General features: G+C 52.2%; 16 protein-coding genes and 2 tRNA genes. 17 read left to right on the plus strand and 1 reads right to left on the minus strand.

Going from position 1 to position 17,135, the window contains the following annotated elements:
• Nucleotides 1-104 precede the first annotated feature (104 nt).
• The 17 genes from KNP76_RS11005 (at nt 105) to lysS (ending at nt 16,822) form a co-directional block, all read left to right on the plus strand.
• Nucleotides 105-2,507, plus strand: coding sequence for a YhgE/Pip domain-containing protein (locus KNP76_RS11005; protein ID WP_214844557.1), 2,403 nt, complete (start codon nt 105-107; stop codon nt 2,505-2,507).
• A gap of 142 nt (nt 2,508-2,649) precedes the next feature.
• A tRNA-Met gene (locus KNP76_RS11010) sits at nt 2,650-2,726 on the plus strand.
• A 9-nt stretch (nt 2,727-2,735) separates the two neighbouring features.
• Nucleotides 2,736-2,807 (plus strand) — tRNA-Glu (locus KNP76_RS11015).
• Between the two features lie 66 nt (nt 2,808-2,873).
• Nucleotides 2,874-4,097, plus strand: a complete 1,224-nt coding sequence (tilS, locus tag KNP76_RS11020) for a tRNA lysidine(34) synthetase TilS (protein ID WP_214844558.1) — start codon at nt 2,874-2,876, stop codon at nt 4,095-4,097.
• A 35-nt stretch (nt 4,098-4,132) separates the two neighbouring features.
• Nucleotides 4,133-4,678 carry a hypoxanthine phosphoribosyltransferase gene (hpt, locus tag KNP76_RS11025; protein ID WP_214841968.1) on the plus strand — a complete coding sequence of 182 codons (546 nt, stop codon included), beginning with the start codon at nt 4,133-4,135 and terminating at the stop codon, nt 4,676-4,678.
• Nucleotides 4,679-4,783: 105 nt separating this feature from the next.
• Nucleotides 4,784-6,805, plus strand: a complete 2,022-nt coding sequence (gene ftsH / locus KNP76_RS11030) for an ATP-dependent zinc metalloprotease FtsH (protein ID WP_214844559.1) — start codon at nt 4,784-4,786, stop codon at nt 6,803-6,805.
• A 94-nt stretch (nt 6,806-6,899) separates the two neighbouring features.
• Nucleotides 6,900-7,664, plus strand: coding sequence for a type III pantothenate kinase (locus KNP76_RS11035; RefSeq protein WP_214841975.1), 765 nt, complete (start codon nt 6,900-6,902; stop codon nt 7,662-7,664).
• 20 nt (nt 7,665-7,684) lie between these two features.
• Nucleotides 7,685-8,611 (plus strand): Hsp33 family molecular chaperone HslO, encoded by a 927-nt coding sequence (gene hslO / locus KNP76_RS11040; protein ID WP_051622478.1) that lies wholly within the window; start codon nt 7,685-7,687, stop codon nt 8,609-8,611.
• Nucleotides 8,612-8,697: 86 nt separating this feature from the next.
• Nucleotides 8,698-9,651, plus strand: coding sequence for a cysteine synthase A (gene cysK, locus KNP76_RS11045; RefSeq protein ID WP_214844560.1), 954 nt, complete (start codon nt 8,698-8,700; stop codon nt 9,649-9,651).
• 125 nt (nt 9,652-9,776) lie between these two features.
• A complete protein-coding gene (locus tag KNP76_RS11050; protein WP_214844561.1) occupies nt 9,777-11,126 on the plus strand; it encodes an anthranilate synthase component I family protein in 1,350 nt (449 codons plus the stop codon).
• The gene (gene pabA / locus KNP76_RS11055; protein ID WP_034803748.1) at nt 11,123-11,707 is read left to right on the plus strand and encodes an aminodeoxychorismate/anthranilate synthase component II; all 585 of its coding nucleotides are present in this window, start codon (nt 11,123-11,125) and stop codon (nt 11,705-11,707) included. Before KNP76_RS11050 ends, pabA begins: the two co-directional genes overlap by 4 nt.
• Nucleotides 11,691-12,524, plus strand: a complete 834-nt coding sequence (locus KNP76_RS11060; RefSeq protein WP_034817155.1) for an aminotransferase class IV — start codon at nt 11,691-11,693, stop codon at nt 12,522-12,524. Before pabA ends, KNP76_RS11060 begins: the two co-directional genes overlap by 17 nt.
• Entirely contained in the window at nt 12,521-13,306 is a 786-nt protein-coding gene (folP, locus tag KNP76_RS11065) for a dihydropteroate synthase (protein WP_214844562.1), read from the plus strand. Before KNP76_RS11060 ends, folP begins: the two co-directional genes overlap by 4 nt.
• Entirely contained in the window at nt 13,299-13,664 is a 366-nt protein-coding gene (gene folB / locus KNP76_RS11070; RefSeq protein ID WP_214844563.1) for a dihydroneopterin aldolase, read from the plus strand. The genes folP and folB overlap by 8 nt, the downstream gene beginning before the upstream one ends.
• A complete protein-coding gene (folK, locus tag KNP76_RS11075; RefSeq protein ID WP_034803757.1) occupies nt 13,661-14,164 on the plus strand; it encodes a 2-amino-4-hydroxy-6-hydroxymethyldihydropteridine diphosphokinase in 504 nt (167 codons plus the stop codon). The genes folB and folK overlap by 4 nt, the downstream gene beginning before the upstream one ends.
• Nucleotides 14,165-14,187: 23 nt before the next feature.
• Complete coding sequence (gene dusB / locus KNP76_RS11080; RefSeq protein WP_034803760.1) at nt 14,188-15,183, plus strand: tRNA dihydrouridine synthase DusB; 996 nt, start codon at nt 14,188-14,190, stop codon at nt 15,181-15,183.
• Between the two features lie 148 nt (nt 15,184-15,331).
• Nucleotides 15,332-16,822, plus strand: coding sequence for a lysine--tRNA ligase (lysS, locus tag KNP76_RS11085; RefSeq protein ID WP_034803763.1), 1,491 nt, complete (start codon nt 15,332-15,334; stop codon nt 16,820-16,822).
• A gap of 105 nt (nt 16,823-16,927) precedes the next feature.
• Here the strand turns inward: lysS and KNP76_RS11090 are convergent.
• The coding region (locus KNP76_RS11090) for a hypothetical protein (protein ID WP_214844564.1) at nt 16,928-17,135 on the minus strand (208 nt) is incomplete at its 5' end.

The raw sequence follows: 17,135 nt of genomic DNA on the forward strand, positions 1-17,135 counted from the left end.
AGTTATGAAAAATAACTAAAAAGGGTTGATTTTTTCATGAAGAGCGAGCAAAATAGGAAACATGAAAAAATAGTTATGTTTTATAAGTGAAGGTGGAGAAACAAATGAATGGATGGAAACTTTGGAAAGCGGAGTGGCGGAACATCGCGAAAAACCCTCGCGTCTTGATTCCGATTTTGGCGGTGGCACTCGTACCGCTCATGTACGCGGGCATGTTTTTATGGGCGTTTTGGGATCCGTATGGTCAGATGAAGGATCTCCCTGTCGCAATTGTCAACGAGGACGAAGGGGCGACGTTCAATGAGGATTCGCTCGCTGTCGGAGACGAACTCGTCGACAAGCTGCTCACCTCGGAGGCGTTCGATTTCATCGAGACGACTCGAGCTGAGGCTGAATCGGGATTAAACGACCATGATTATTACATGGCGATTGAAATCCCGAAAGATTTTTCAAAAAAAGCGACGACAGCACTCGAGGACAATCCTGAACAGCTCGAGCTCAAATATATTGCGAATGAGTCATATAATTTTCTAGCGGCTCAAATCGGCGGCTCGGCGATGGAGCAAGTAAAAGGGGAGTTATCGACCGAGGTCGCCAAACAGTACGTCAGCGCCATGCGAGATGGCATTCAAGATGCAGCAGCTGGTCTTGAAGATGCGGCAGATGGGGCAGCTAAACTCGCCGACGGATCCAAGACGGCCGAGAAAGGTGCGACTGAACTTGCCGATGGCACTGCACTTCTCGCTTCGAAACAACAAGAGTTGGCAGACGGAGCAGGGCAGTTAGGTGAGGGTGTGTCCCAACTTGCAACCGGTTCGACCGACTTGGCGGATGGAAGTCAACAAGTGTATGAAGGAAGTGCGGCCCTCTCAGACGGGGCACGACGTGTGGACGAAGGAGCGTCCGCCCTCTCAGACGGGACGAATCGACTCGTCGAAGGGACGACCACGTTCGCGTCAAAATTAGCAGAATTGCATGCGGGTACCACGTCACTTGACGAAGGGATGCAAGATTTAGCCGCAGGACTCAACCAAGCGAAAGCTGGTAGCGCACAGCTCGTCTCTGGATCTAGTGAGTTGGCGAATGGAATATCGAATGCCAAACAAGGCAACGCCGCACTCTTGGCAGGAGAGACCGAACTAATTGACGGCATCGGTCAAATGAAAACAACATTACTCGCTAGCCAAGACGCATTGATGCAACAACTTTCGACGTTGGCAGAATCCGGTCAACCGATTCCGCCAGAAGTGCTTCAACAAGTCGTCAATCGACTTGCGGAAGGGAATCAGGCGACAGCAGCAGGATTTGATGAGCTCGCTTTAGGAGCAAGCCGCATTCGAGACGGGCAAACCGCACTCGATGCCGGTTTGACGAAAGCGGAAGCGGGGGCGAATGAACTTGCTTCTGGTCTAGTTACCCTTGATCAAGGACAAGCCAAATTGAGTGACGGGGCGACGGCGCTCGCAACTGGTTCATCCCAACTCGAGCAAGGAGCGAAAGTAGCCGCCGCAAGTTCGAACGAGCTCGCATCAGCGAGCACGGCGTTGAACGCGGGTGTAGGGCAGTTGAGAGATGGAACGTCTGAATTGGCTTCTGGTAGCACACGTTTGACGGAAGCGACGGGCACGTTGACAGAAGGAAGTAAACAGCTCGCCGCCGGTGCGAAAGACGCAGAGACTGGTACACGCACGCTGACTGATGGGGCAATGCAACTCGCCGATGGCGGGAAGACGGTCGCGTCAGGAAGCAGTGAATTGAGAGACGGCTTGTCTGAACTGGAATCAGGAAACGTCACGCTACGTGACGCATTGGCCGAAGGTGCGGAGCAGGCGTCCATCGAGCTTGGAGACGAGAACGTCGATATGATGGCCGGACCGGTCACGATTGTCAATGAGTCGATTCATAAAGTACCGAACTATGGGACTGGTTTTGCGCCGTACTTCATGTCACTCGGTCTTTTCGTCGGAGCGCTATTGTTGTCGATTGTATATCCGTTATACGATCCAGCCGGGAAACCGAAGCGCAGTCTATCTTGGCTCCTTTCTAAATCCGGAGTGCTCGTTGTCGTTGGATTCGTGCAAGCGCTCGTCTTGAACGTCGCGATGATTCAACTCCTTGGTCTAGAGGTGGAAGCGCCGCTTCGCTTCTTCGGATTCAGTTGGCTCGTTAGCATCACGTTTTTATTAATCGTGCAATTACTCGTGACGACACTTGGCAACCCAGGTCGTTTCGTCGCCATCGTCTTGCTCATTTTGCAATTGACGACGTCGGCCGGAACGTTCCCGCTTGAGTTGATTCCAAGCGCACTTCAACCATTTAACACGCTCTTGCCGATGACATATACGGTCGCGGGATACAAAGAGATTATCTCGAATGACGGCATTCAATATTTACAGTCGGCAACAACTTATCTAGCCTTCGCCTCACTTGCTTGTTTTGGACTTCTATGGAGTTATTTTAGAATTGCGTGGAAGAAAAAATATCGAGGCGTGACAGCAGAAGCATGATGTAAAATGAACAGGAAATCGTGTATAGTGGGAAAGACGACACTATGCACGATTCTTTTTATAAAAAACTTTTAAAAAAGAATTGACACAAATGTGGTGACTGGTTATTATAGAAAATGTGCTTAGGACACAACAATAACATGGCGGTGTAGCTCAGCTGGCTAGAGCGTACGGTTCATACCCGTGAGGTCGTGGGTTCGACTCCCTCCGCCGCTACCATTTTATTTAGGCCCGTTGGTCAAGCGGTTAAGACACCGCCCTTTCACGGCGGTAACACGGGTTCGAATCCCGTACGGGTCACTTACCTAAGCGAACAAGTCATCTCATCTGAGGTGGCTTTTTTTGTTATCTCGAGGAGGAAGAACGATGCCGAACGTATTGGTTGCCGTATCGGGTGGATTGGATTCAGTCGTGTTGCTTCATCGGATGGTGCAGCAGGGTCATGACGTCGCGATTGCGCACGTTCATCACGGGCAACGTCTCGCTTCAAACGAAGAGTATCTTTTCGTCGAACGACTCGCTCATCAATATAACGTGCCGTTCCATGGAAAACGGCTAACCGTCGAAAAAGCGTCACAAGCAGCGTATCGGAAGGCACGATATGCATTTTTTGAGACGGTGATGCGGGAGCATGGCTATCCGGAATTAATGACGGCGCACCATGCCGACGATGTCGTCGAGACCGTATTGATTCAGCTGCATCGAAACGTCGTTGAAGTGACGGGCATCCCAGAACGTCGTCCGTTCGGTGGGGGTGAACTCGTTCGACCGCTATTAAATGAAACAAAGCAACAAATAAAAACGTACGCGCAGCACTATCATCTCGAATGGCGGGAAGATGCGACAAATGCGACCACGGATTATTTACGGAATCAAATGCGTCATCTGATCATCCCGAAACTACGCACGTGTTGGCCAAACCTCGTCAAAGATGTATGTACAGCAGCGCACGCGCAGCAGCAGATGTGGCAACAGCGTTACGTCGCGATGACAGCTTGGGTGGACCAACACGTGTCTGTCGGAATGAAAGCGTTTCATGTGAAACTTGAAGCGATCGCACGGTTAACGGCAGAAGAGCGATATGTCGTTGGCCGGCTTCTATCCCACCGATTTGGGGTACAAGTAGCGGAAGGCATCGAACGACTTTACGAAAGTCGAAGCGGGACTGGGTATTATGATGTCGAAAACGGTTGGCGTTTAGAAAAACAAGATGGAAGGATTTACTTCAGGCCACAGACAGCCCCAATGTCCCTGCCATCTGTGCGCGTCGATACCCTTCCGGCACGCATTCCATTTGGCGACCGCATCGTCTCCATTGAGGGCGTTGAGAGGACAGACGGAATTCCCCTCGACTCAATTCAGCTACCGTTATATGTCCGTTCGACACGTCCGGGAGATCGAATCACTCTGTCAGTCGGAACGAAGAAAGTCGCTCGCGTATTCATCGATGCAAAAGTCCCGAAGGAAAAACGACCGCTCATCCCGTTATTAGTTGACGCAACTGGCCGAATTATCGCTATAGTAGGAATAAGAGTTTCCGATTTTCCGGAGAAGTCGGATGCGAGATGCCCACGATTAATGGTAAAATGATGATTGTGTCGGATTAGAAAGAGGAGGATTTCAAGATGTCATTAAAAAACGATATGGAAAAGGTGCTCATTTCGAGCGAACAGATTCAAGAAAAAGTGAAAGAACTCGCGGCAACACTCAGCGAAGAATATAAAGAAGAGTTTCCGCTTCTCGTCTGTGTATTGAAAGGCGCGATGCCGTTCATGTCAGACCTCGTAAAAGAGATGGACATTCATCTCGAGATGGACTTCATGGACGTATCTACTTACCACGGTGGGACGTCATCGACAGGTGAAGTAAAAATTGAGAAAGATTTAAACACGTCTGTAGAAGGTCGCGACATCTTGATTGTAGAAGATATCATAGACAGTGGGCTCACGCTCGCGTATCTCGTCGACCTCCTCAAGTACCGTAAAGCCAAGTCAGTGAAGATTGTCACGTTACTTGACAAGCCATCGGGCCGTAAGAACGGACTGTCAGCAGATTATAGCGGTTTTATTATTCCGCACGAATTCGTTGTCGGTTACGGGCTCGACTATGAAGAAAAATATCGCAACCTTCCTTTCGTCGGTGTGCTCAAGCCGAGCGTTTACGGGGGCTAACGTTTTTCTTTTGAAAATGTGACGTGGTAAGATAAAAGAAATACCCAAAGTATACACATATACTGAATGGGCGAGAACATCGTTTCTCGGAATAGGAGGCAGAGAATGAATCGTGCAGTGAAAAACACCTTAGTTTTCGGTGTGATTTTCCTAGCCTTGATCTTGTTCCTTCAATATTTACAAAACCCGAGTAGCCAGAGCGAGACGCTCACGTACTCGGAGTTCTTGGAATATGTGGAAGAAGGTCGGATTGAAACGGCGACCGTGCAAGAAATTCCGGGTGCCATCTCGATTACAGGTGATTTAACAGGAGATGACGACCAGCGTTTTGAAACGAACATCCCGGCTAACGAGGCCGAATATGCCGAAGTGCTCTCGTCACTTCGTGCGAATACGAACATTAGTGTCGAAGAAGCGGAGTCGAGCGGGAACTGGTTCAGTATCGTATTTGCGATCTTACCGTTCATCATCATCTTCATCTTGTTCTTCTTCTTGCTCAACCAAGCCCAAGGTGGCGGCGGTGGCGGTCGTGTGATGAACTTCGGGAAATCGAAGGCGAAACTATACGACCAAGAGAAGCGCCGCGTGACGTTCAAGGACGTTGCCGGAGCGGACGAAGAGAAGCAAGAACTGATTGAGGTTGTTGAGTTCTTGAAAGACCCGCGCAAGTTCTCGAAACTTGGTGCGCGGATTCCAAAAGGTGTTCTTCTTGTCGGTCCTCCAGGGACAGGTAAGACACTCCTCGCTCGTGCAGCGGCGGGTGAAGCCGGCGTACCATTCTTCTCGATTTCAGGTTCTGATTTCGTTGAGATGTTTGTCGGGGTCGGGGCATCACGTGTCCGTGACTTGTTCGAGAATGCGAAGAAAAACGCACCGTGTATCATCTTCATCGATGAGATTGACGCGGTCGGACGTCAACGTGGTGCCGGTTTAGGTGGCGGCCACGATGAGCGTGAACAGACGCTTAACCAACTTCTTGTTGAAATGGATGGATTCAGTGATAACGAAGGCATCATCATGATTGCCGCGACGAACCGTCCGGACATTCTTGACCCGGCCCTTCTCCGTCCGGGACGTTTTGACCGTCAAATCACGGTCGACCGCCCTGACGTGAAAGGCCGTGAAGAAGTCTTAAAAGTCCATGCACGCAACAAGCCGCTCGATTCGACGGTCGACTTGAAGTCGATCGCGCAGCGGACACCTGGTTTCTCAGGTGCGGACTTGGAGAACTTGCTCAACGAGGCGGCGCTCGTGGCAGCCCGCTCGAACCGTGCGGCTGTTTCGATTGTCGATGTGGAAGAGGCGATTGACCGTGTCATCGCTGGCCCTTCGAAGAAGAGTCGCGTCATCTCGGAGAAAGAACGAAACATCGTCGCTTACCACGAGGCAGGTCATACGATTATCGGGATTGAACTTGAGAACGCCGATGAAGTGCATAAAGTGACGATTGTCCCACGCGGAAACGCGGGCGGTTACGTCGTCATGCTTCCGAAAGAAGACCGTTACTTCATGACAAAACCTGAGCTTGAAGACAAGATCGTCGGACTCCTCGGCGGTCGTGTCGCCGAAGATATTATTTTCGGTGAAGTATCGACGGGTGCGAGCAATGACTTCCAACGCGCGACTGGAATCGCACGGAAGATGGTCATGGATTACGGGATGAGCGACAAGCTCGGACCGCTCCAGCTCGGTTCGAACCATGGCGGTCAAGTGTTCTTAGGCCGTGATTTCCAAACGGAACAAAACTACTCGGATGCCATCGCGCAAGAAATCGATCTCGAGATTCGTGAAATCATCAACCGTTGCTACGCGAAAGCGAAGCAAGTGTTGACGGATCGTCGCGCTGATCTCGAACTCGTTGCGAAGACGCTTCTTGAAGTCGAAACACTCGACTCGAAGCAAATTCGTCACTTGATTGAGACACGCGAGTACCTCCCGCACGAGCCGGCAGAACCGACCGATGCAACGAACGATTCAGACGAGGCGAAGAAAGATGAGGCGGCCGTCAAGCACGGACAAGTCATCGATCAACCCGAGTCTGTTCAAGAAGTGAAGCCGGATGTCGTCCCAGAAGGCGATAAGCCTGAAGCGACACCGACAGAACGGCCGAACAACGATTCACGGTAAGTGGAAGAGACGAATGCCCTTCATGAGGCATTCGTCTTTTTTCGTGTTATAATTCGAGCGAACTGTAATTGACAACAAAGTGAGGAAACATATCATGATTTTAGTGATCGATGTTGGGAATACAAATATTGTTCTTGGGATGTACGATGGAGAGACGCTCGTTCACCATTGGCGCATCTCGACGGACCGCACGAAAACGACCGATGAGTACGGGATGCTCGTTAAGTCATTGTTTGACCATACGAACGTCTCGTTTGACCAAATCGATGGCGTCATTCTCTCGTCTGTCGTCCCGCCGGTCATCTTTCCGCTCGAACAGATGTCGCAACGTTACTTCAACGTCCGGCCGATTGTCGTCGGTCCTGGCGTAAAGACAGGTCTCGATATTCACGTCGACAATCCGCGTGAAGTCGGTGCAGACCGCATCGTCAATGCGGTCGCCGGAATTGCCAAATATGACGGGCCGCTCATCATCGTCGACTTCGGGACGGCGACGACGTATTGTTATATCGATGCGAACCGGCGTTATCACGGCGGTATTATCTCGCCGGGTATTATGATCTCGGTCGAGGCGCTCTATCAACGTGCCGCAAAGTTACCGCGTATCGAACTTGCCACTCCGCCAACCGTCATCGGAAAGAACACGATTCAAGCGATGCAGTCGGGGACGTACTATGGGTATGTCGCCCAAGTCGATGGCATCGTCAGTCGCATGAAACGAGAAGTCGGGGAAGCGACCGTCATCGCGACGGGTGGACTCGCCCGATTGATTAGCGAACATGCGGAAACCATCGATGTCGTCGATTCGTTCTTGACGCTTGATGGGCTTCGCCTCATTTATGAACGCAACCAGAAATGAATACAAAGGAGTTACACGATATGATTCAACCAGAACAACAAGCATTACTTGACCAAATGAAAGCCGATTACCTCGTCCGTGCCCTCGGGTTCAATGGTGAGGTCCGTGCCTTTGCCGTCCGCACGACAAAGACGATTTTTGAAACACAACTCCGTCATCAGACGACACCGGTCGCTTCAGCAGCCCTCGGTCGAACGATGACGATTGGGACAATGATCGGGGCGATGCAAAAAGGGGCGGCGCGTGTCACCCTTAAAGTCGAGGGGGATGGCCCAATCGGAAAGATTATCGTTGACGCGGATACGGCAGGCGACGTGCGTGGATACGTCTCGCATCCGCGTGTCGAAGGTGGCACGTTCGTCAACGACCATGGCCTTACAAAGCTCAAAGTCGGCGAAGCGGTCGGACGTGGGACAATTTCGGTCATTAAAGACCTCGGTTTAAAAGATTACGTCGGTGGGTCATCTGAAATTCAAACGGGTGAAATCAGTGAAGACTTCACGTACTACTTCGCCACTTCGGAACAAGTGCCGTCAGTCGTCGGTGCCGGCGTTCTCGTTCTTCCTGAAGACGAGTCGATTCTCGCAGCAGGTGGCATCATCGTTCAATTGATGCCAAACGCGTCAGAAGAGACGATTCAAAAACTCGAAACCGCATTGAAGACGTTCCCGCCGGTATCGGTGTTAATCGGAGAAGAAAAGACACCGGAAGAGATGCTCGAGATGCTTCTTGGCGATAGTCTAGAACTACTTGACCAAAAACCGGTCCAATTTAACTGCACGTGTAGCCGTGACCGCATGGAAAGTGCGATTATCGGGCTCGGCGCCGAAGAGATTCGTCAAATGATTGAAGAAGACGGCGGCGCGGAAGCGGTTTGTCACTTCTGTGGTGAAAAGTATCACTTCTCGGCAGAACAGCTCGAGGCAATGAAACAACAAGCGCGTTAAACGGCTTCGTTCCAAATTGCATATTTTCAATTCAATAGGGTATGATTACATTATCGGAATAGTCGGAATTATGAGGAGGAAGTAACATGCGTATCGTAGATTCAGTGACAGACTTGATTGGGAAGACACCGATTGTAAAATTGAACGGACTGACCGGTCCAGAAGACGCAACGGTTTATATGAAGTTAGAGTATATGAACCCAGGCTCAAGCGTAAAAGATCGAATCGCGCTCGCGATGATCGAGGCAGCTGAAAAAGAAGGCATCTTGAAGCCAGGCGACACCATCATCGAACCGACAAGTGGAAACACGGGGATCGGGCTTGCGATGGTTAGCGCGGCGAAAGGGTATAAAGCGATTCTCGTCATGCCGGAGACGATGAGCATGGAGCGTCGCAACTTGCTTCGCGGTTACGGGGCGGAGCTCATCTTGACGCCAGGTCCTGAAGGAATGGGCGGCGCGATTCGTCGCGCGACCGAAGAAGCGGAAGTGAACGGATACTTCCTGCCTCAACAATTCAACAATGCGGCCAACCCAAACGTCCACGAGATGACGACGGGACCTGAGATTGTCGACGCGTTCGAGGCCTCAGGATTGGACGTCGATGCGTTCATCGCTGGTGTTGGAACGGGTGGCACGATTACAGGTGCCGGTAAAGTGTTGAAGGCGAAATATCCGGACGTGAAAATCTTGGCAGTTGAACCTGTTGATTCGCCGGTCCTTTCAGGCGGAAAGCCGGGGCCGCATAAAATCCAAGGCATCGGCGCAGGGTTCGTCCCATCGATTCTCGATACGGAGATTTATGAAGGTGTCCTGCAAATCACGACGGACCAAGCGTTCGAATACGCTCGACTCGCGGCACGGACGAACGGGGTCCTCGGTGGCATCTCGTCAGGCGCGGCCATCGCAGCAGCGGTCGATACGGCGAAACAACTCGGCAAAGGCAAAAACGTGCTTGCGATCATTCCATCAAACGGAGAACGCTACTTGAGCACGCCGCTCTACCAATTCGACGAAGAATCGGACAGTGTCCGTTCATAATGTACGGGGCAGTTCCTAGAAGACAACTTCTTTCGGGAACTGCCTTTTCTTGTGTACAATTAGAGGCATGAACTAGAAGAACGGGGGAATCGGATGTGCGGACGACAGCGTTCAAAACAATCCATATGACAAAACAGAAGATGTATGACACGTATTTAACGTTGACGGAAGGGAAGTCGCATTACGCCTGGCTCGAGAGTGGACGGGCCGGTCGGTATACGATGGCGGGCGTCGAGCCGTTCGGAACGCTTCACGTGAAAGATCACACGGGAACCTTGACGACGGAAACGGGGGTTGAGACGCTACATGGTCGTCCACTTGATATCGTCGAAACGGTCCGTTCGCGTTACGCGGTTAAACGTCCGGATGGGGCCCCGCCATTCTTTGGCGGGATGATCGGCTATGTGAGCTATGACGTGGCTCGAACGCTCGAACGATTACCTCGTGAAGCGGCTGATGACTTGGCGACGCCCGACGTTTCGTTCTTGTTGTTCGATGAAGTGGCCGTCTTCGATGAAGACGAGTCGCTCTTGTACGTCATGGTCACGGCAGAAGGAAACGTCGAGGCAAAGCTCGATCGGTTCGCGGCACTTTGGCAGACGGAGACACATTACGCTTTCGCACCCGTCGCCGATCGTGACGTGGAGCGGGCGCGGTCCCTATCGCAAGCACAGTTCGTCGCGGCGGTGCAGACGATTCAAGCATATATCGTGGAAGGCGACGTGTTCCAAGTCAACTTGAGCGTCAGACAATCCGAGCCGCTCCTCGCCGACCCGCGCCACGTCTATGACACGCTTCGTGAGATGAACCCGTCACCGTATATGGGTTACTTCAAAGACGATTTTTTGACGATGGTATCGGCGTCGCCCGAGCTGTTAATTGAGAAGCACGGTTCTGCCATCTCGACACGCCCGATCGCCGGGACGCGGCCGCGGGGACGTGACGAGGCGGAAGACATGGAACTGGCCCGAACGCTGTTAGATAACGAGAAAGAGCGGGCCGAACATGTCATGCTCGTCGATTTGGAACGAAACGATCTTGGGAAAGTGGCGGCATACGGCACCGTCCACGTCGACGAGTTGATGGTCATCGAAAAGTACTCGCACGTCCAACATATCGTCTCAAACGTCCGCGGTCTGATTCGGGACGATGTTTCCGGTGCTGAAGCGCTCGGGGCGATGTTCCCGGGCGGAACGATTACAGGGGCGCCGAAAATTCGGACGATGGAGATTATCGAGGAACTCGAACCGGTTCGGCGCGGCATTTATACCGGCTCGTACGGTTGGCTCAGTTGGGCCGACGACCTCGTCTTCAACATTACGATTCGGACGATGGTCGTCAAAGACGGGGTGGCACACGTTCAAGCCGGCGCGGGCATCGTCATCGACTCGGACCCGGTCGCCGAATATGAAGAATCGTTGTCAAAGGCGAAAGCGCTCTGGGCGGCGAAAACGAAAGCGGAGGAGACAACATGATTTTACTCATCGACAACTATGATTCATTCACATATAACTTGGTGCAATATTTCGGTGAGCTCGGCGAACAACTCGTCGTCCGCCGGAACGACGACATCACGCTCGAGGAAATCGAGGCGCTGGCTCCGAGCTATCTCGTCATCTCGCCGGGACCATGTACCCCGAATGAGGCCGGCATCAGTGTGGAGGCGATTCGTACGTTTGCCGGGAAAGTTCCGATTCTTGGCGTCTGCCTCGGTCATCAAGCGATCGCGCAAGCGTTCGGTGGCGAAGTCGTCCATGCCGAGCGGCTCATGCACGGGAAGACGTCGAACATTCGGCATGACGGCAAGACGCTCTTTCAAGACGTCCCCCAAGATACGGTCGTCACGCGATATCATTCGCTCGCCGTTGACCGTGCGTCGCTCCCGGACTGTCTCGACGTGACGGCCGAGACGCGGGAAGGTGAGATTATGGCGCTCCGCCACAAGACGTTGCCGATTGAAGGGGTGCAATATCATCCGGAGGCGATTTTGACGGAGCATGGCAAAGAGATGATTCGAAACTTTATCGAGGTGTATCGTCATGTGGCTATGGCATAACGGCGAGTTACGTGGAAGCGATGAAGTGTGCATCCCCGTGTCCGATCACGGTTTCCTGTACGGAATGGGGTTGTTTGAAACGTTTCGGACGTTTGACGGGAAGCCGTTCTTGTTCGATGCGCATTGGGAGAGACTCACTGACAGTTTAGACGCGCTGTGGATCGACTTGCCTTATCGAAAGCGAGACATCGAACAAGCGATTCAAGACGTCGTTCGACAAAACGATGCCCCAAACCTTTACATTCGCCTCAACGTATCGGCGGGCGTCGCACCACTCGGGCTTCACGACGGACGGTATGGGCGGCCGAACGTGACGCTCCTCGTCAAGCCGCTCGCCGAAGCGTTCGCACCGGTTGAAAAGCGACTCGAGGCGTTGCCGTTTCCGCGAAGCCGGCCTGAAGCCGCGTTTCGTTTGAAATCGCATCATTATATGAACAATATTCTCGGGAAACGTGCCTTGATTGACCGTGAGGCCGAAGGGTTGTTTGCGGATGAGAGTGGAAGCGTCGTAGAAGGGCTCGTCTCGAACGTATTTTGGACGGAACGGGACGGTCGTCTCTTTACGACACCGCTCTCATCGGGCGCGCTCGCCGGTGTGACCCGGAAATGGGTAATGGAGACGTTTGACGTATCGGAGCGGGCTGTCACGTTTGAAGAGTTGGCCGAGGCCGAAGAAATTTGGCTGACGAACTCGATTCAACAAATTGCGCCGGTGACCGATTTTTCTGGCCGCCGTTTCCCTGGTAAAGAAGGAGCGCGCTTCACGGAGGTGTGGCAACGTGTATTGAAGACGATTGAAAAGGAGAGTGCGACATGACGAACGTGATGGGGATTTTGAATGTGACACCGGATTCATTCTCGGATGGTGGCCGCTATACGGTGCTTGACGATGCGATTGCGCATGCGAGGCAACTCGTCGAGGATGGGGCCGATGCGATTGATGTCGGCGGCGAGTCGACACGGCCAGGGGCGCAGTTCGTATCAGCTGAAGAAGAGATTGAACGGGTCGTCCCGGTCATTCGCCGATTAAAAGCAGAGCTCGACGTGTTGGTTTCGATTGACACGTACAAGCCGGAAGTCGCGCGAGCGGCCGTCGAAGCCGGGGCGGATATCATCAACGATGTCTGGGGATCGAAATGGGGCGACCGCTCGATGGTGCAGGTGGCCAACGCGTATGGCGTCCCAATTATTTTGATGCACAACCGGGACAATCGGAATTACGGACATTTCATCGAAGAAGTCGTCGGCGACATTCAAGAATCGATTGAGCTCGCGCACGAGGCAGGTTTGTCGGACGAGTTGATTTGGCTCGACCCGGGCATCGGTTTACCGAAAGACTATGCACAGAACCTTGAACTGATGAACCGGCTTGATGTCATCACGAACCTCGGGTACCCGGTTCTGCTCGGGACGTCCCGGAAGTCGTTTATCGGACAGGCGCTCGACTTACCGACCGAGGAACGTCTAGAAGGGACGATTGCGACGACGTGTCTCGGCATTATGAAAGGTTGCGCTTGGGTAAGGGTGCATGACGTACGTGCGAATAAACGGGCGGCGCGGATGATGGACGTGATGTTAGGAGGCGGACAACATGGATAAGATGTTTGTGACCGGGATGCGCTTTTACGGGTATCACGGTGTGTTTGAAGAAGAAAATCGACTCGGGCAGCGATTTAATATCGATTTGATGTGTGAACTCGACCTGGCACCGGCCGGATGGTCGGATGATTTAGATGACGGGGTCAGCTACGCCGGTTTGTATCAAGTGACAGAAGCGATCGTCTCGGGCGAACCGGTCAACCTGCTCGAGACGCTCGGCGAACGGATCACGCAAGCCGTGCTCGCCCACAGCGATAAGATTCAAAGCGTGACCGTCAAAGTGATCAAACCGGACCCGCCGATTCCGGGACACTACGACTCGGTCGCCATCGAGATGACGCGGAGGCGAAACGGATGATGTATATCGCACTCGGTTCAAACATCGGTGAGCGGGCCCGTTACTTACACGAGGCGATTGAAGCGATGGAGGCGGAAGGGCTTCGTGTCACGAGTCGGTCGTCCGTCTATGAGACGGCACCGGTCGGATATACGGACCAGCCCTCGTTCTATAATATGGTCGTTGCAGTCGTCACGGCACGTTCGGCCGAAGACGTCCTCGACCGGTTACAACACATCGAGCGACAGCTTGGGCGGGAACGTCTCTTTAAGAACGGCCCCCGTACAATCGACCTTGACATCTTGGTTTATAACGGCGAAGATATACAATCGAAGCACTTGTCTGTACCGCATCCGCGGATGCATGAACGCGCTTTTGTCCTCGCCCCGCTCGCGGAAATCGCTCCGACGCTCGTGGTGAGAGGCCAGACGGTTCACGACCTGCTCCTCGCGCTACCGGAAGCGGAACGGCGCGATGTAGTCCGGCTTGAATCGTTACAGTCGCTCGTTGAATCGGTTTAACGTCTATAAAAGGAAGTGGAGCTATGTCAGGTTTTAAGATTGGAAACGTGGACATTAAGAATCGGGCCGTGCTCGCCCCGATGGCCGGCGTCACGAATCCGGCATTTCGTCTCATCGCGAAAGAGTTCGGTGCCGGGCTCGTCTGTGCCGAGATGGTGAGCGATAAAGGGATTTTGTTAGAGAACGCGCGGACGCTACGGATGCTGTACGTCGATGAGCGAGAAAAACCGCTCAGTCTTCAAATCTTTGGCGGGTCGAAAGAGACGCTCGTACAGGCGGCGAGGTACGTCGACCAAAATACGAATGCGGACATTATCGACATCAACATGGGTTGCCCGGTCCCAAAAGTGACGAAGTGTGAGGCGGGCGCGAAGTGGTTACTCGACCCGGAGAAAGTGTATGAGATGGTAAATGCCGTCTCGAATGCGGTCGAAAAACCGGTCACCGTCAAAATGCGTCTCGGTTGGGACGAGGATCACATCTACATTCTCGATAACGTCCGAGCGGCCCAGTCGGGTGGCGCCTCGGCGATTGCGATCCACGGGCGGACCCGTTCCCAACAATATGAAGGTACGGCGAATTGGGAATGGATTGGCGAAGCGAAAAAGATTGCGACCGTTCCGATTATCGGGAATGGCGATATCTCGACACCGCAAGAAGCGAAACACGCGATCGACCATTACGGCGTCGATGCCGTCATGATCGGCCGGGCCGCTTTAGGGAACCCGTGGATGCTTTACCAGACGGTTCAATATTTAGAGACAGGTGAACTCCCGCCAGAACCGGCAGCGCGGGAGAAGATTGATATATGCATGCTTCACCTCGATCGATTGATTGCCATCAAAGGCGAGCTGACGGCAGTGCGGGAAATGCGTCAACACGCGGCCTGGTACTTGAAAGGATTGAAAGGGAGCGGCCCGGTTCGCAAGCAAATCAATGAGGCTGAATCACGTGATACGTTCGGGATCATTTTGTACCATTTCGTCGAGCAACTCGAACGACAGATGCAAGAAGTGTGAACTAGTGTAAAAAAGTGATTTATGGTAAGCTTGTTTGGCGAAAAAGCGCTACGCAATGAGCGAACGGCTCAGGCTGTGCTGTTGGCCATCGGGTCGACAGTTTTTTATTAGAGAGAAACCCAATACGTATAGAGGAGTGAATGGAGTAGTGAGTCACGAGTTGGAAATGAACGACCAAATGCAGGTGCGTTTTGAAAAGATGACGGAAATGCGCGAACGCGGCTTAGACCCGTTCGGTCAGCGGTTCGAACGCTCGGCCCATGCCGGTGAATTGCACGAACAATATGAGGCGATTGAGAAAGAAGCGCTCGCTGAACAAGCTGTCGACGTGACGCTTGCTGGCCGAATCATGACGAAGCGTGGGAAAGGGAAAGTCTTCTTTGCCCACATCCAAGACGTCACTGGCCAGATTCAAATTTATGTTCGCAAGAATGATGTCGGTGACGAGGCGTTCGATTTGTTTAAATCGTCTGACCTTGGTGACATCGTCGGTGTGAAAGGGAAATTGTTCAAAACGAACGTGGGAGAATTGTCGATTCACGTTGAAGCGTTTGAACTGTTGACGAAAGCGTTGCGACCGCTTCCGGATAAATACCACGGACTTAAAGATGTCGAACAACGTTATCGCCAACGTTATCTCGACTTAATCACAAACAATGATTCACGTCAGACGTTTATTTTGCGTAGCCGAATCATCTCGGAAATCCGTACTTTTTTAAATCAACGCGGTTACCTTGAAGTGGAAACGCCGATGCTTCATACGATTGCCGGTGGTGCAGCGGCCCGTCCGTTCTTGACGCATCACAATGCACTCGATATGGAACTATATATGCGAATTGCGATTGAGCTCCACTTGAAGCGCCTCATCGTCGGTGGACTTGAGCGCGTCTATGAAATCGGACGCGTCTTCCGTAACGAAGGAATCTCGACACGTCACAACCCAGAGTTCACGATGATTGAGCTATATGAAGCATATGCGGATTATAACGACATCATGGATTTGACGGAAGAATTGGTTGCGCACGTCGCGAAAGAAGTGCTAGGCACGACAGATGTCCAGTACGGTGAAGATACGATTCATCTCGGAATCGGTTGGAAACGTGCCCACATGGTCGACTTGGTGAAAGAGGAGACAGGTGTCGACTTCTGGCAACAGATGTCGGATGAAGAAGCACGCGCACTTGCGAAAGAGCACGGTGTCGAAGTTCAAGATCATATGACGTTCGGTCATATCGTCAATGAATTCTTTGAACAAAAAGTAGAAGAGACGTTGCTTCAACCGACTTTCGTCACTGGCCATCCGGTCGAAGTGTCACCACTTGCGAAAAAGAATGATCAAGACCCACGCTTCACGGACCGCTTTGAGTTGTTCATCGTCCGTCGTGAACACGCGAACGCGTTCACGGAGTTGAACGACCCGATCGATCAACGTGAGCGTTTCGAAGCACAGTTGCTTGAGAAAGAAGCGGGGAATGATGAAGCACACGAACTCGATAACGATTTCCTAGAGGCGCTCGAATATGGCATGCCACCGACTGGCGGTCTCGGAATCGGAATTGACCGTCTTGTCATGTTGCTCACAGATGCACCATCAATTCGTGACGTCTTACTCTTCCCAACAATGCGTCACCAGCAATAAATGCCGACTTCACGTGGCTTTGCCCCCGTCCCAGCTTGACTGGCCGGGGGTGTTTTTATCCGTTTTAAAATTATTTTTAAAAAGTTTTTGAAAAACACTTGCCTTTCAGTTCGACATACGGTAAATTAATAAACGTTGCCGCTGATGGCAGCGGAAAGAAATAAAAAAGTGGTTGACAACTGTGTCGATGACTTGTATTATTTTAAGAGTCGCCAATGAGCGATAGACGAACTTTGAAAACTGAACGATGAGGCAAAAATAAGTTTTAAATTTTGAATGAAGCGCAAGCTTCGTCATTTCAAGAGCTATATCA

This window comes from Exiguobacterium sp. s150 (genome assembly GCF_018618435.1).
GTDB classification, from domain to species: Bacteria; Bacillota; Bacilli; order Exiguobacteriales; family Exiguobacteriaceae; genus Exiguobacterium; species Exiguobacterium alkaliphilum.

Coding starts and splice junctions, on each gene's coding strand:
- KNP76_RS11005 (WP_214844557.1), top strand. CDS start 105: ATGAATGGATGGAAACTTTGGAAAGCGGAGTGGCGGAACATCGCGAAA.
- tilS (WP_214844558.1), top strand. CDS start 2,874: ATGCCGAACGTATTGGTTGCCGTATCGGGTGGATTGGATTCAGTCGTG.
- hpt (WP_214841968.1), top strand. CDS start 4,133: ATGTCATTAAAAAACGATATGGAAAAGGTGCTCATTTCGAGCGAACAG.
- ftsH (WP_214844559.1), top strand. CDS start 4,784: ATGAATCGTGCAGTGAAAAACACCTTAGTTTTCGGTGTGATTTTCCTA.
- KNP76_RS11035 (WP_214841975.1), top strand. CDS start 6,900: ATGATTTTAGTGATCGATGTTGGGAATACAAATATTGTTCTTGGGATG.
- hslO (WP_051622478.1), top strand. CDS start 7,685: ATGATTCAACCAGAACAACAAGCATTACTTGACCAAATGAAAGCCGAT.
- cysK (WP_214844560.1), top strand. CDS start 8,698: ATGCGTATCGTAGATTCAGTGACAGACTTGATTGGGAAGACACCGATT.
- KNP76_RS11050 (WP_214844561.1), top strand. CDS start 9,777: ATGACAAAACAGAAGATGTATGACACGTATTTAACGTTGACGGAAGGG.
- pabA (WP_034803748.1), top strand. CDS start 11,123: ATGATTTTACTCATCGACAACTATGATTCATTCACATATAACTTGGTG.
- KNP76_RS11060 (WP_034817155.1), top strand. CDS start 11,691: ATGTGGCTATGGCATAACGGCGAGTTACGTGGAAGCGATGAAGTGTGC.
- folP (WP_214844562.1), top strand. CDS start 12,521: ATGACGAACGTGATGGGGATTTTGAATGTGACACCGGATTCATTCTCG.
- folB (WP_214844563.1), top strand. CDS start 13,299: ATGGATAAGATGTTTGTGACCGGGATGCGCTTTTACGGGTATCACGGT.
- folK (WP_034803757.1), top strand. CDS start 13,661: ATGATGTATATCGCACTCGGTTCAAACATCGGTGAGCGGGCCCGTTAC.
- dusB (WP_034803760.1), top strand. CDS start 14,188: ATGTCAGGTTTTAAGATTGGAAACGTGGACATTAAGAATCGGGCCGTG.